General features: G+C 72.7%; 13 protein-coding genes. 4 read left to right on the top strand and 9 right to left on the bottom strand.

Annotated elements, in window-relative coordinates:
- Window positions 1–475: S26 family signal peptidase (locus tag B7L92_RS25185; RefSeq protein ID WP_081239698.1), on the top strand; the 475-nt coding region annotated here is incomplete at its 5' end.
- On the opposite strand, the gene B7L92_RS25180 is transcribed toward B7L92_RS25185, so the two are convergent.
- From B7L92_RS25180 to B7L92_RS25155, 6 genes are all read right to left on the bottom strand, one after another.
- Window positions 388–1,428 carry an RICIN domain-containing protein gene (locus tag B7L92_RS25180; protein WP_255311128.1) on the bottom strand — a complete coding sequence of 347 codons (1,041 nt, stop codon included), beginning with the start codon at window positions 1,426–1,428 and terminating at the stop codon, window positions 388–390. The genes B7L92_RS25185 and B7L92_RS25180 overlap by 88 nt on opposite strands.
- A gap of 150 nt (window positions 1,429–1,578) precedes the next feature.
- Entirely contained in the window at window positions 1,579–1,803 is a 225-nt protein-coding gene (locus tag B7L92_RS25175) for a hypothetical protein (protein ID WP_016823300.1), read from the bottom strand.
- Window positions 1,790–2,080, bottom strand: coding sequence for a DUF6400 family protein (locus B7L92_RS25170; RefSeq protein WP_081239696.1), 291 nt, complete (start codon window positions 2,078–2,080; stop codon window positions 1,790–1,792). Before B7L92_RS25170 ends, B7L92_RS25175 begins: the two co-directional genes overlap by 14 nt.
- A 137-nt stretch (window positions 2,081–2,217) precedes the next feature.
- Window positions 2,218–3,405 carry a GDSL-type esterase/lipase family protein gene (locus tag B7L92_RS25165; RefSeq protein ID WP_081239695.1) on the bottom strand — a complete coding sequence of 396 codons (1,188 nt, stop codon included), beginning with the start codon at window positions 3,403–3,405 and terminating at the stop codon, window positions 2,218–2,220.
- Window positions 3,406–3,470: 65 nt separating this feature from the next.
- Window positions 3,471–4,040, bottom strand: coding sequence for a TetR/AcrR family transcriptional regulator (locus B7L92_RS25160; protein ID WP_081239694.1), 570 nt, complete (start codon window positions 4,038–4,040; stop codon window positions 3,471–3,473).
- A 158-nt stretch (window positions 4,041–4,198) separates the two neighbouring features.
- A complete protein-coding gene (locus tag B7L92_RS25155; protein WP_081239693.1) occupies window positions 4,199–5,404 on the bottom strand; it encodes a glycoside hydrolase family 64 protein in 1,206 nt (401 codons plus the stop codon).
- Between the two features lie 369 nt (window positions 5,405–5,773).
- Between B7L92_RS25155 and B7L92_RS25150 the strand changes: the two genes are divergently transcribed.
- Both B7L92_RS25150 and B7L92_RS25145 read left to right on the top strand, forming a co-directional pair.
- On the top strand, window positions 5,774–6,526 hold the full coding sequence (locus B7L92_RS25150; RefSeq protein WP_081239692.1) for an IclR family transcriptional regulator: 753 nt from the start codon (window positions 5,774–5,776) through the stop codon (window positions 6,524–6,526).
- Between the two features lie 97 nt (window positions 6,527–6,623).
- Window positions 6,624–7,802 carry a PP2C family protein-serine/threonine phosphatase gene (locus B7L92_RS25145; RefSeq protein WP_081239691.1) on the top strand — a complete coding sequence of 393 codons (1,179 nt, stop codon included), beginning with the start codon at window positions 6,624–6,626 and terminating at the stop codon, window positions 7,800–7,802.
- A 59-nt stretch (window positions 7,803–7,861) separates the two neighbouring features.
- Here the strand turns inward: B7L92_RS25145 and B7L92_RS25140 are convergent, their stop codons facing one another.
- From B7L92_RS25140 to B7L92_RS25130, 3 genes are read right to left on the bottom strand one after another with little or no spacing between them, the layout of a single operon-like run.
- Window positions 7,862–8,692 (bottom strand): carbohydrate ABC transporter permease, encoded by an 831-nt coding sequence (locus tag B7L92_RS25140; protein WP_081239699.1) that lies wholly within the window; start codon window positions 8,690–8,692, stop codon window positions 7,862–7,864.
- A 5-nt stretch (window positions 8,693–8,697) separates the two neighbouring features.
- The gene (locus B7L92_RS25135; protein WP_081239690.1) at window positions 8,698–9,651 is read right to left on the bottom strand and encodes a carbohydrate ABC transporter permease; all 954 of its coding nucleotides are present in this window, start codon (window positions 9,649–9,651) and stop codon (window positions 8,698–8,700) included.
- Window positions 9,648–10,922, bottom strand: a complete 1,275-nt coding sequence (locus B7L92_RS25130) for an ABC transporter substrate-binding protein (protein WP_081239689.1) — start codon at window positions 10,920–10,922, stop codon at window positions 9,648–9,650. Before B7L92_RS25130 ends, B7L92_RS25135 begins: the two co-directional genes overlap by 4 nt.
- Window positions 10,923–11,214: 292 nt before the next feature.
- Between B7L92_RS25130 and B7L92_RS25125 the strand changes: the two genes are divergently transcribed.
- Window positions 11,215–12,311, top strand: a 1,097-nt coding sequence (locus B7L92_RS25125; RefSeq protein WP_304364711.1) for a TIM-barrel domain-containing protein, incomplete at its 3' end; no start/stop codon positions are given.

The raw sequence follows: 12,311 nt of genomic DNA, 5'->3' as shown, positions 1-12,311 counted from the left end.
CTCCGCCGCGCTCGCGCTCGCCCGGGCCGCCGAGCGGCGCTGGGTGGCGGTGAGCGTGTCCGGCGGCAGCATGGAACCGGCCTACCACGACGGGGACAGCGTGGTGGTGCGCCGCCGGGCGGTCCCCGTCCGGGGTGCGGTGGTCGTCGTGGAACGGCCTCCGTACCGGGCGCCGTGGCCGGACGCCCCCGTGGCGCGCACCGCGCCCGCGCACGTCCTCTACGCGCGGCACTGGTTCATCAAGCGGGTGGCGGCGGTTCCCGGCGACCCGGTGCCGCGCGCCCAGGTGCCCGCCCTGGCCGACGTGCCGGAGGACACCGTGCCCGAGGGCATGCTCGTGCTGCTCGGTGACAACCGGGACGACAGCTACGACTCGCGCTCGGTCGGCTACTTCCCCGAGGCGCGTGTGCTGGGCACGGTCGAGGGGGCCGGCCAGCCCGATCCCCGGTCCACGGCGCGGATGAGGAAGACCTGACGGTCCTCGCCGTCGCACCGCTGCATGACGGCCTCCGTACCGGCGTCACGCCCGGAGCCCGCGATGCCCACGCAGCCCTGGCCCTCGACCCGCAGCACGAACGCGCCGCGGCGGAGCTCCCCCGACGGCTCGACGGAGAACAGACTGGCCTGCGCGCAGTCGTCCATGGGCTCCAGCAGGCCCTCGCCGCTGCCGGCGGTCAGCGCCTTGAGGCAGCCCTTGCCGTAGTCGGGGTGGTGCCACTGGATGCGGTAGAGCCCCTGGCCGAGCGGCTCCAGCAGGGTGCTCTGCGGCGAGATCTCGTCGCAGGGCCGCTGCACGGCGACCAGGGGGGTGTACCGCCAGTCCCGCACGCGCCCGTCGGTCAGGCACAGGTCCGGGTCCCGCGCGACGCGGAGGGTCACCCAGCCGCTGGGCGGGGCGGTCCCGGCAGCGGGTGGGACGTCGCCGCCGGCGAGGGCACCGCGGCCGTCGCCCCGGTCCTCGGACGAGGTCCGCATCGCGGCGGCGGCGACCAGAACGGCCCCGGCCACCCCGGCGACGACGACGGCGAGGGCCGGACGGGCGTACCGCCGCCGGGGCGGGAAGCGCGGTCCGCCCGGGTCCGCCGGCCCGGAGTCCGGCCCGTCCGTCGCGGTCCGCGCGACCGGGGCCGTCGACGGTTCCCGCGGGTGGGCGCCGGCGACCCTGTCCCTGGCGTCGGCCCACTCCGCGGCCCGCTCCCCCTCGCCGCACGCCTTCACGAACGCCACCAGGAGATCGTGCCGGGGTGGCACGTCCCGGCACAGCATGCTGGAGAGCGAACTGCGCGGCAGCACGTCCCCGGCGGCCGCCGCCCGCTCCTCGAGCTGCCGGTACGACAGTCCCGAGCACCTCTTCAGTTCGCGCAGCCCCTGCATGAAGGCGGACAGGTCCTGGATCTCTCCAGGCCGACAGCTTCCTGGATACTCCATGCGCCCCATCCTGTCGGCCTGCCCGGTCCCCCGACAACGGCGCTATTTGCCATTCGCGGGACGGGGCGGCCGTCGCCGCGGCCGGGGCTCCCGGAGCGTTCCGGCCGCTCTTCCGGGCGGTCACGCCGCCGCCCGCCGGCGGCGGTGCGCTCAGGCGGAACGGGTGGCGCCGAAGTGGGTCTCGTGCGTCCAGACATGGGTGCACGACGGGCACTGCAGGTGGAGCAGACTGCCCGTGCAGGAGAGCAGATAGCGCCAGTGCGTGGAACAGGTGCGTCCCTGCTCGCACGTGGCGCAGCCGCGGCGGTCGTCGCAGTTCGGGCACGCCACCCAGGCCCGCCGGCCGATGTCGGCGTCCGGATCAAGCGGGAGCACGGCCGTCCCCCCGCCCCGGGAGCACACCGGCCGAGACCAGCTCGTCGTACAGCCGCTGCTGTTCCGCGTCGAGGCCCGAGTACAGCAGCCGGTGGGCCTCCTCCTCGTCGCGCAGCGCCGCCACGGGGTCCCAGTCGGGTCCGAGCGCGGCCAGGACGTGCGTGCGCCGGAGCATCTCGTGCGAGCTCAGATCGACGGAGAAATCGATCGGTGCCGAGCCGCCCGGTCCGTCCGGCGCGGCGCTTTCCTCGGGAGGCAGGGGGTCACCGTGGGGCATACCGTCGAACTTAGGTAACCCTTCCTCCTTGGACAAGAGCAGGTGGGAGAGGTCACACGCCCGGGACGGAACGTGGCCGGCCGGCCGGGCCGGCATCAGGTCGGCCCGGCCGGCCGCTGTCGCGGCGGGTTCCGGTGTCAGGCGGGCGGTGGGGCGAGCGGGCCGCCGTCCGTGAAGGCGTGGGCGGCGAAGCGCTCGCCGATGCGCCGGTGGGTGGCCGCGTCGGGGTGGAGGCCGTCGGGCAGGGGCAGCTCGGCGAAGTCCGCCTCGCCGTAGAGGTCCCGGCCGTCGAGGTGGTGCAGGTTCGGGTCGTCGGCGGCGCGTTGCCGCACGATGCGGCTCAGCTCGTCCCGGATGACGGTGAGGGTCAGCTTGCCGGCGGCCCGCTCGGCGGGGTCGCCCGCGGCCCGGAACCGGAGCACGCCCGTGGCGAGGCTGCCGGGGTCGAGAACGCTCGGACCGGGTGTGTCCTCGTGGAGGGGGCACAGGAGGGGCGAGACGACCAGGAGCGGGGCGGTGGGGTGGCCCTCGCGGATGGTGTCGAGGAAGCCGTGGACGGCCGGGGTGAAGGCGCGCAGCCGCATCAGGTCGGTGTTGACGAGGTTGATGCCCAGCTTGACGCTGATCAGGTCGGCGGGGGTGTCGCGCATGGCCCGCGCCGTGAACGGGTCGAGCAGGGCGCCGCCGCCCAGCCCCAGGTTGATCAGTTCCACGCCGCCCAGTGCCGCGGCGCGTGCGGGCCAGGTGGTGGTGGGGCTCTCGGCGTCGGATCCGTGGCTGATGGAACTGCCGTGGTGCAGCCACACGCCGCGCCGCGGCCCGGACGCGGGCTCGACGGGGGCGTCGGTGCGCAGTGCGACGAGTTCGGTGGTCTCGTTGTGCGGCAGCCAGATCTCGACGGTCTTGTCGCGTTCGGGCAGTCCGGTGAAGCGGAGGGTGCCCGCGGGGCCGGGCCGGTTCTCGAACGTTCCGCTGCTCATGTCGATGAGGAGCGTGTTGCCGCCGGCCACGGTGCCCCGGCCCGCCGGCCGTCCGTCGACGAGCAGGTCGTACACGCCGTCCGGGCGCGGTGGGGCTCCGGCGTAGACCCGTTTGGTGGGCAGCGTGTCCAGTTCGACGGCGGTCGCCCGGGTGCGGAGGACGAGCCTCACGCCGGACGGCTGGGACTCGGCCATCGCGAGCTGTCCGTCGGCGCACTGGGCACGAGCCCGTGCGGGCAGCCGGTGCGGCAGGACCCCGTGCGCGGTGCGCTCCAGGTCGAGGGCGCCGCGCAGGATGTCGGCGGTGACGGGGGTGGTGATCCAGGTGTGTTCGTGCTCGTGCATGGGCCGGCCTGTCTGTGGTGCGGATGCTCGGTCGGGCCCCGGGTGCGTCCGGGGCGGGTCCGCCGTCAGGGGGCGGGCCAGTTGCGCAGCAGGGCGTCGAGGGCGTCGAGGACGCGCGACCAGGTCTCCTGCGTGTCGGGGGCGCTGTGGCTGAACCCGCCTTCCGCCTCGAGGCTGATGTAGCCGTGGAAGACGCTGCCCAGCAGCCGTACCGCGTGCGTCCGGTCCGGCTCGGTCAGGTCGTAGCCGCGCAGCACCGCCCGCGTCAGGTGGGCGTGCCGCACGCCCGCGCCGGCCGCGGCCGTCTCCGGATCGAGCCGGTACCGGGCCGCGGCGTAGCGGCCGGGATGCTCCCTGGCGTAGTCGCGGTACACGTCGGCGAGGGCGGTCAGCGCGTCCTTGCCGGCCCGTCCGGCCAGTGCGTCGGCGGCCCGGTCCGCGAGCTCCTCCAGGGCGAGCAGCGCGATCCTGGTCTTGAGGTCCTGCGAGCTCTTCAGGTGCGAGTACAGGCTCGCCACCTTGACGTCGAAGCGCCGGGCGAGCTCCGAGACGGTCACCCGCTCGAAGCCGACCTCGTCGGCGAGGTCGGCTCCCGCCCGGGTGAGGCGTTCCGCCGTCAGTCCTGCGCGTGCCATGCCCCGTCCTCCCTGTCGACGAGCTCGATCATGCACGTGCCTAATGGCTTTAGGCAAATGGCTATCCGTTCATGGCCGTACGACAGGTGCGGGCCGCCGGGGCCCGGCCCCGCGCACGGGGCGGGCGGGTGCTCCCGGCGGCCGTCCTGCGGAGGTGATCAGCTGAAGGGATCGAGCGTGAGGTGGGCCTGACGCGGGTTGCCGTCGTGGACGAGCGACTCGTGGTTGCCCACGTCGTCGAAGGCGAAGGCGTAGGCCTTCCCGTCGGCCATCCGCGCGTGGATCGCCCGGGCGTAGTGGTTGGTGACGGCGTCCCGGTAGAAACCGGCCGCGTCGGGGTCGGGCTGGTGGGGGTTGGTCAGGAGCGTGGAGCGGTTGAATCCGGCGCACAGCGTGCGTGAGATCGGGCCGCGCACCTGGTCGTTCGGCGCGTCGAGCCTCCCGTGACAGCCGAAGACGGAGGAGGCGTCGGGCTTCTGGAAGCTGGTGACGACGGCGCCCGCGCCGTCGGTGAAGTGCATGACGCCGCCGGACACCCGGCCGTGGTACTTGGTGCCGGGCCGGTCGGCGAAGGGCGTGACCGTCAGGGTCGAGGTGGTGTACTTCTGCCAGACGCGGTTGACGTAGTCGTCCATGACCGAGGCCGGCAGAGCACCCGTCTCCACTCCGTAGAGCGGGGAGAGCGCGCGCAGCACGGTGCCGTCGCTCCGGGTCTGGATCAGACCGGCCCAGCCACCGGGCTGCCCCCTGAGCGCGCTGAAGAACCCGTTGTAGCCGCCGGGCACGAGCCGGCCGGTGCTCGCCGTCGTCCCGTCGGCGCGCTGCACTCCCACGGAGTAGGGCGCGGAGAACATGTCGACCTGTGTGCTGTTGAGCCACAGGCCGGAGTCGTTCAGCGTGTACTCCGACCAGTTGAACAGGATGTCCCGGTTGGGGTCCGTCGGGTTCTGCACGGCGGGCTGGACCAGGCCTCCGGTGGTCAGCTTGAACACCAGTTTCCGGCCGTAGGAGAAGTAGATGCGGCCGGAGAACTTCGGGAGGCGAAGGGTCGCGGACCGCCCCGGCGCCGGGCCCGGTATCGCCGCGTCGGGCGCGGGGGTGGGCGGATTGCCGCCCGCCGGCCAGGGGTGGAACGTTCCGTTCGCGTCGGCCCAGCCCTGCCGGCCGGTCGACAGCTGGGTGCCGAGGTTGTACACGTACACCTGCTCGCCGCGGCCCGAGTTGTTGGTGATCGTCAGGGGGATGGTGTCCGGGACCGCCGCGTGGGCGGGCGAGGGGACTCCCGCGGCGAGCAGCGAGCCGCCGAGCACGGTGGCGACGCTCAGCCCGGCGGCCAGGAGCCGGCGTGTGAGGGTGCGAAGCATGCTCTGTCTCCGATCGACAGTGACCGACAAGCACGTTCATGAGAGCGCTCTCAGCGTCCCGCCTTGGTATGGACCTGTCAATCAGTTGGGAATTGAAGATTCCGTACCCGCACGGCCGGACGGTCGCACGGCCGGACGGCCGAACCGCAGGGCGCGACCGGGAGGCGTCCCCGGACGACGGCGTCGGCAGCCGCGAGAGCGGAGAGGGTGGCACAGGAGGAACGGCACGTACGGAGACACCCGGCCGGGCACCGCACCGGTACCGGCCCCCGGCCGGCACGGCGGGCCCCCGGCCCGGCCGGGACCCGGGGGAGGACGGCGAGGCGGCCCGCCCTTGCCCGCGGCGGGTGCCTGGCGCAGGCTGGTCACATGGGTGCGGCGCCGACCCTCATCACCTCCGTACAGCGCGCCTTCCGCCTGCTGGAGGCGGTGAGCGCGCACGAGAACGGCGCACCGGCGAAGCGGCTGGCCCGCGAGACGGATCTGCCCCTGGCCACCGCCTACCACCTGCTGCGCACACTGGTGCACGACGGATACCTGCGCAAACTGGACGACGGCGGGTTCGTCCTGGGCGACCGACTGCGGACGCTGCACACCGCGGGCCGCGGGCAGGCCCTGCTCAACCGCGTCCGGCCGGTGCTCGCCGCGCTGCGGGACGAGCTCTCGACCGCCGCCTACCTCACCTTCTACGAGGACGGCGAGATCCGGGTCGCCGAGATCGTCGACGGACCCCGCACCCCCCGGGTCGACCTCTGGGTGGGCTTCGAGGACGCCGGGCACGCCACCGCGCTGGGCAAGTGCGTGCTGCGGGAGCTGGACGACGAGGCGCGCAAGGACTACCTCTCCCGGCACCCCCTCGACGACCTCACCCCCCGGACGATCACCACGGCCGGGGAGCTGATCCGCCGGCTGGACTCCACCCCGCTGGCCCCGGCGGTCACGGACCTGGAGGAGTACGCCCTCGGCACCGTCTGCGTGGCGGTGCCCGTCCGCAGCGGGCGGACGCTGGGCTCGCTCGGCGTGTCGATGCGGGCGGACCGGCGGCCCCGGCTCGACGAGATCCGCGAGCGACTGCTCCCGGCCGCGGGGCGGGTGTCACGGGGCCTTTCACTCACCATCTGAAAAATACGCTCTTGTGACGTTCACAACGATCTTCTTTGCTTATAAAGGAGACATTTCGGGTGCGCGTGCCGCACAAGGTGAGGACAGCGAGCGACACATGAGTCACACCCGGCGGAGGGGACGCGACCATTGGCGGGCGCGGTGGTACAGGCGCAGGGCGGGACACACGGCATCGCCCTGGACGCGGACCCTCGCGCACCTGGTCGCCGGTACGCCCGCGCTGCCCCTGCTGATCGTCTGCGTCATCGTGCTCGTCGACCTCGTCGACGGGACGGGGAAGGTCTGGCTGCCGCTGCTCGCCACCGCGCCCGCGCTGGCGGCGGCCACCAGCAGGCCGGTCGGGGTCGTCGGGGTCGGCCTCCTCACCGCGCTCCTGGGCGCGGCGATCGGCGCCCGCCACGGTGTGCCGGCATCGGCGCTGGCCGTCCTGCTCGCCGCGCTGGTGACCGTCACCCTGGCCGGCACGCTCACCAGTGCCCTGCGCGCCCACCGCGAGCGGGTGCTCGCGGCCGTCCGCTCCGTCGCGGAGACCGCGCAGCACGCCCTGCTCAAGCCGGTCCCCGGGACCGTCGGCCCGTTCCAGGCGGCCGTCCACTACACCGCCGCCGCGGCGGAGGCCCGCATCGGCGGTGACCTCTACGCGCTGGTCCCCACCCCGCACGGGGTCCGGCTGATCGTCGGCGACGTGCGCGGCAAGGGCCTGCCCGCCGTGGGGACCGCCGCCCTCGTCCTCGGTGTCTTCCGGGAGGCCGCCTACGACGAGCCCGATCTGCTGGACGTCGTCGGCAGGATCGAGCGGAGCCTGGCGCGCAATCTCGGGGCGGACGACTTCGTCACCGCCGTGGTCGCCGGATACCCGGAAGCCGGACGCCTGGAGGTGGTCAACTGCGGACACGCGCCTCCCCTGCTGATCCGCGGCTCCGACGTGACGGCCGTGGATCCCGTCCGCCCGGCGCCGCCCCTGGGGCTGCGGGCCCTGTCGGGCGAGGCCCCCGACCTCCGGGCGCTGTCGTTCGACGAGGGGGACCAGCTGCTGCTCTACACCGACGGCGTCACGGAGGCCCGCGACGAGGACCGCGAGTTCTACCCGCTCGCCGACGGGCTGGCCCGGCACCTGTGCGACGAGCCGGCCCGCACTCTCGCGGCGCTGCACGAGGAGCTGCTGGCGCACGTGGGCGGCCGGCTCCACGACGACGCGGCACTGCTCCTGCTCCGCAGGCCCGTCGCCGTTCCCGGGGCGGCCGACGCGGCATCGGCGCGGGCCGCCCCGGGATGAGCCGGACGGGAACGGGGAAGTCGCTCATGCCTTCGGGTCCGTCCCGGTGCGCGCGCGGGTCATTTGACAGAGCCCCCGGTGATGCCGGCGGCGATGTGCTTCTGGGCGAGGAGGAGCAGGACCGCCGCCGGGACGGCGGAGAGCACGGAGGCGGCCATCACCGAGCCCCAGTCGCCGACGTGGGCGCCGATGTACTGGTAGATGCCCAGCGTGATCGGCTTGACGTCGTCCGTGGTGTTCAGGGTGAGCGCGAACATGAAGTCGCTCCACGCGAACAGGAACGCGAACAGGCCGGACGTGATCAGCGAGTTGCGGCTCATCGGGAGCACCACGCGCACGAAGGTCCGCACCGGTCCGGCGCCGTCGATCTCCGCGGCCTCGAGGACCTCGCCCGGGAGGGACACCATGAAGGAGCGCATCAGCACGATGGAGAACGGGATGCCGAGCGAGGCGTCCGCGAGCATCAGGCCGAAGTACGAGTTCACCAGGCCCAGGTCGACGTACGAGGTGTAGAGCGCGTTGGCGATGACGATGCCCGGCACCATCTGCGTGATCAGGGTGCCGAACACGATCGTGCGCGAGCCGCGCAGGCCGAACCGGGCCAGTCCGTACGCCGCGGGGGCGGAGACGGCCAGGCAGACGGCGACGGCGCCGAGCGAGACCACCAGGGAGGTCAGCAGGTGGCCGCCCTGGTCGCCGAGGGCCTTGGAGAACCCGGACAGGTCCGGGTCGCCGGGCACCGGGTCGACTTGGAGCAGGCCGGACTCGGGCTGGAGCGCCGTGTTGAGCATCCAGTACAGCGGGAAGAGCATCACGCCCAGGATGAGCAGGCCCACCGCGGTGGAGCCCAGCCGGCGCCCGCGTGCGGGGGCGGTGGTGTGGGAGGCCATGCCGGTCACTTCCCCTCGGTGCGGTCGGCCCGCAGGTAGAGCACCGCGAACACCGCGGAGACGAGGATGAGCGCGTTGCCGACGACCGCGCCCGCGCCGAAGTCCAGCTCCACGAAGGAGTTCTGGTAGGTGAGCGTGCCCAGGGTCTGGGTGGCGTCCGCGGGGCCGCCGTCGGTGAGGGCGAGGATCAGGTCGAGGATCTTGACCGTCGACATGAAGCCGAGCACGAGGACGACCGTGATCACCGGCTTGAGCACCGGCAGGGTGACGGAGCGGAAGGTGCGCCAGGCCGAGGCGCCGTCCAGGGAGGCCGCCTCGTACAGCTCCTTCGGGATCTCCTGGAGGCCGCCGTACAGGATGACCATGTTGAACGGGACGCCGATCCAGACGTTGACCAGGATCACCGACAGCAGGGCCAGGTCGGGGCTGGTCAGCCACGGGAGGTGACCGATCGGGCCCAGGGTGTCCAGGAAGGTGTTCAGCACGCCGGTGTCCTGGTCGAGGATGCGGCGCCACACGATGCCGGACACCACCATGGGCACCAGCCAGGGCAGCAGGATCAGCGACCGCAGGACACCGCCCAGCGGGAACCTGCGGTTGAAGAAGACGGCGAGCGCGAGCCCGACGCAGAACTGGCCGAGCAGGGAGCCGGCGGTGAAGACGAGCGTGTGCCACAGCGCCTTGCCGAAGAGGGCGTCCTGGAGGACGGCCGCCCAGTTGTCGGTGCCGTTGAAGGGGGCCTCGCCGGTGAAGAACGTCTTCGGCGTGTAGTGCTGGAAGCTCATCACGACGTTGCGGACGAGCGGGTAGCCGAAGAACAGCAGCATGAAGACGACGGCGGGGGCGACGAAGCCCCACTGGGCGAGCCTGCGGCGCCGGCGCGTCCGGGCCGGGTCCGGCGCGGCGGCCGTCCCGGGGGCCCTCGTGGACGCCGGGGCGGTGACGGTGGACGTGGTCATGGGCGCGCACCCCGGTTCCCGCTCGTGGCGCGCTGCTGGGCGCGCTTCAGGGCGGCCTCGCTGGACTGGCCGGTCAGGGCGGACTGGAAGGCGCTCTGCAGGGCGAGCGACACCGCCGGCCAGCCGGCGCCGAGCGTGGCCGTGCGGGACCGGGCGGCGGCGACCTGGTCGGCCAGCGCGTCCAGCTCGGGCACCCGCTCGCGCCACACGGCGGCGGCCTTCTCGTTGGCCGGCACCATCCAGCTGTTCAGGGCGTAGGTGAGCTGCTCCTCCTCCCCCGCCAGACAGGCGACGATCCGGCCGGCCGTCCGCTCGCGCTCCGTGTCCCCGGTGCGGGGCACGGTGAGCACCGCGCCGCCGAGCGGTCCCACCGACGCGGCCCCCTCCTCGGGAACGGGGATCCGCGCGATGCCCCAGCGCAGTGACTCCTTGGTGTCGAGGGTCTCGACCTGCCACGGGCCGTTGATCATCATGGCGGCGTTCCCCGCCATGAACTGGTCGTTCACGTCCGCCTGTGTCCAGTTGACCGTGGACCTGGACAGCGACCCGTCCTGGAGCAGCGTCTTCCAGTAGTCGAGCGCCTCCACGACCCGCGGGCCGTCCAGCTCGGTCTCGTCACCGCCGTTCGACCACATGAACGGCGTGAACTGGAAGACGCCGTCCTCGGCGCCGCCCGCGCTGAGCGCCAGGCCGTACCGCTTGCCCCGGGTCAGCTCCTTCGCCGCCTCCCGCAGTTCGCCCCAGGTGGTGGGCACCTTCACGCCCGCCTCGTCCAGGACGTCCTCGTTGTAGAAGAGCGCGAGGGTGTTCACCGAGCGGGCCGCGCCGTAGTACGTGCCCTCGTAGGAGCCGAAGTCCACGATGCCCTCGGGGACGTCCTCGGTGCCGAGGCCCAGGGTGCGCAGGTCGACGAGTCCGCCGGCCTCGGCGAACGTGGGCATCTCGGAGGCGTCGAACTGCACGATGTCCGGCAGCGACTTCGACGACGCCATGCGCAGCGCCTTCGTCATCACCTGCGCCGCGGGGACGCTCTGCTGCTCGACGGTCACGCCCAGCCGCTCGCCGCAACGGGCCATCGCCTCGGCGTCCCAGCGGTGGTAGGTCTCGTCGGTCGACGAGTTCATCACGGTGTACACGCCGCTGTCGCGTTGCTGTGCGCAGCCGGTCAGTGCCGCTCCGGAGACCAGGACGGAGACGACGGCGAACGACGTGACGGCTCTGCGCGAAGGTCCGCCCGCGGAGGGTGCGGCAATCGGAGGATGTGCTGTCACGGTGGGTGCCCTTGTGTGGGACCGGCTCGGCGTGGGACGGGCCGGTGACTCTTCGGGGAAGGCCGGTGAAGCGCTTCGACGTCTTCGCGGCTCGTGCCGTGGAGATGCCCAGCGCCGCACCGGTGCAATTTGTTTGGCCTGATTACCAATACGCCAGTGGAAGCCGGTCGCGCTAGACCCCCGGCACTGCGGTCCGTTCGCGCCAGGGCATGACAGGATCTCGCACTTCTGTCATAGTGCCTGGTCAGACGCGCATCCTCCGCCACTTCCCCTCCCCCACCCGAGGAACACCATGAAGTTCACCGACGGTTTCTGGCGCATTCGCGACGGCATCCAGATCTTTTACGCCACCGAAGTGCGCGCCGTGCAAGCAGAATCGAAGCGCTTCACCGCCTATGCCGCCGTGCGGAAGGTGACGCACCGGGGCGACACGCTCAACGCGCCGCTGATCACGGTCGAGTGCTTCTCCCCCGCCGAGGGCGTCATCGGCGTGCGGGTCACCCACCACGCGGGCGCACGACGGCCCGGACCCGACTTCGCGCTCACCGGCGACGCGGACGGTCCGGGCACGGTGCGCCGGGACGGCGCCGCCACCGAGCTGACCAGCGGCCCGCTGACCCTCCGTCTTGACGGGCCGGGCCCCTTCGGCCTCTCCTTCCACGACGCGGACGGACGCGAACTGACCCGCGCGAACGCCAGGAGCACCGCCTTCGCCACCACCGGCGACGGAGCGCACCACGTGCTGGGCCGGCTGTCGCTGGGCGTCGGCGAGCAGGTCTACGGCCTGGGCGAGCGCTTCACCCCGTTCGTCAAGAACGGCCAGACCGTCGACGTCTGGCAGGCCGACGGCGGCACGAGCAGCGAACAGGCCTACAAGAACGTCCCGTTCTACGTCTCCTCCCGCGGTTACGGCGTCTTCGTCAACCACCCCGGCGCGGTCTCCTTCGAGGTGGGGTCCGAGTCCGTGGGCCAGGTGCAGTTCAGCGTCGAGGACCAGTCCCTGGAGTACTACGTCGTCGCCGGCCCCACCCCGAAGGACGTCCTGACCCGCTACACGGGGCTCACCGGCCGCCCGGCCCTCCCGCCCGCCTGGTCCTTCGGGCTGTGGCTCAGCACCTCCTTCACCACGTCCTACGACGAGCGGACGGTGACGTCGTTCGTCGACGGCATGGCCGAGCGCGGCATCCCGCTGTCGGTCTTCCACTTCGACTGCTTCTGGATGCGCGAGTACCAGTGGTGCGACTTCCGGTGGGACCCGGACGTCTTCCCCGACCCGGACGGCATGCTGGCCCGGCTCAAGGAGAAGGGCCTGCGGATCAGCCTCTGGATCAACCCCTACATCGCCCAGAAGTCCCCGCTCTTCGACGAGGCCGCCGCCCTCGGGCACCT

It is taken from the genome of Streptomyces viridosporus, assembly GCF_002078235.1.
Classification (GTDB): domain Bacteria; phylum Actinomycetota; class Actinomycetes; order Streptomycetales; family Streptomycetaceae; genus Streptomyces; species Streptomyces viridosporus.
The sequence above is the reverse complement of the archived record's forward strand: the minus strand, read 5'-3'. Positions and strand labels throughout refer to the sequence as shown.

Bases quoted from the DNA above. Each gene is read 5' to 3' on its own strand.
- B7L92_RS25180 (WP_255311128.1), bottom strand. From the start codon at position 1,428: ATGGAGTATCCAGGAAGCTGTCGGCCTGGAGAGATCCAGGACCTGTCC.
- B7L92_RS25170 (WP_081239696.1), bottom strand. From the start codon at position 2,080: ATGCCCCACGGTGACCCCCTGCCTCCCGAGGAAAGCGCCGCGCCGGAC.
- B7L92_RS25165 (WP_081239695.1), bottom strand. From the start codon at position 3,405: ATGCACGAGCACGAACACACCTGGATCACCACCCCCGTCACCGCCGAC.
- B7L92_RS25160 (WP_081239694.1), bottom strand. From the start codon at position 4,040: ATGGCACGCGCAGGACTGACGGCGGAACGCCTCACCCGGGCGGGAGCC.
- B7L92_RS25155 (WP_081239693.1), bottom strand. From the start codon at position 5,404: ATGCTTCGCACCCTCACACGCCGGCTCCTGGCCGCCGGGCTGAGCGTC.
- B7L92_RS25150 (WP_081239692.1), top strand. From the start codon at position 5,774: ATGGGTGCGGCGCCGACCCTCATCACCTCCGTACAGCGCGCCTTCCGC.
- B7L92_RS25145 (WP_081239691.1), top strand. From the start codon at position 6,624: ATGAGTCACACCCGGCGGAGGGGACGCGACCATTGGCGGGCGCGGTGG.
- B7L92_RS25140 (WP_081239699.1), bottom strand. From the start codon at position 8,692: ATGGCCTCCCACACCACCGCCCCCGCACGCGGGCGCCGGCTGGGCTCC.
- B7L92_RS25135 (WP_081239690.1), bottom strand. From the start codon at position 9,651: ATGACCACGTCCACCGTCACCGCCCCGGCGTCCACGAGGGCCCCCGGG.